Origin of the sequence: Methylobacterium nigriterrae, assembly GCF_037106235.1 — a bacterium.
Classification (GTDB): Bacteria; Pseudomonadota; Alphaproteobacteria; order Rhizobiales; family Beijerinckiaceae; genus Methylobacterium; species Methylobacterium nigriterrae.
The window spans coordinates 1-607 of sequence record NZ_JBAWTG010000487.1 but is presented as its reverse complement, the minus strand read 5'-3'; the positions used below and the strand labels follow the sequence as shown (position 1 = coordinate 607).

Sequence of the window (607 nt, the reverse complement as noted above, 5' to 3'; positions counted from 1 at the left end):
GTGGAAGGGGAGGCAACTCAGCTGCATCGCGCCGTGCCGTTCGCGGGGCCAGGTTCGCCTGGGCTGAAGGGTGCTCGCGCCCCCTTCCGGGAGCTGGGCGCTGGGCGCCTGCAATCACCGCCGGGACAACCTTACCAAGTCCCCTGTTCCGGTCGCCGGCAGCACGATCAGCCATCATCCCGTTCGCGCTGGCTTCAACGCGCCGGAAGAACTCGGCGGGCGCTCCCTTGCCGGCCAGCCCCTCGCCCTCGGCATCCCGGCACCTGCCCATCCAGACACCCAGCACACGGCCCTCGCTCCAGCCGACGAACCATGCATCCGCGTACCCCGTCGAGGTGCCGGTCTTGCCGTAGGCTGCCCACCGGCCCAGAGCAGCATGCCGCCCAGTCCCACTCCGCACCACCTCCCGCAGCACGGTTTGCGTCGGCCCGATGCACCGCTGGGGAATCACTCGCGTCCTGAGCGGCTCCAAGAAGCTCGCCCGCACCTGCCCGCGGCCATCCACAACGGCCAGAACCCCTGTTGGCGCCGCGCGATATCCGCCATTGGCGACAGTGGTATAGGCCGCCGTCATGCTCATTACGCTGGTCGAGAACGAGCCCAGGAC

1 protein-coding gene is annotated in these 607 nt (G+C 69.4%); it reads right to left on the bottom strand.

What is annotated here, in order from left to right; genetic code table 11:
* A partial coding sequence (locus WDW90_RS37875) for a penicillin-binding transpeptidase domain-containing protein (protein ID WP_431311212.1) occupies positions 1-574 on the bottom strand: 574 nt, incomplete at its 3' end.
* Positions 575-607: the final 33 nt, after the last annotated feature.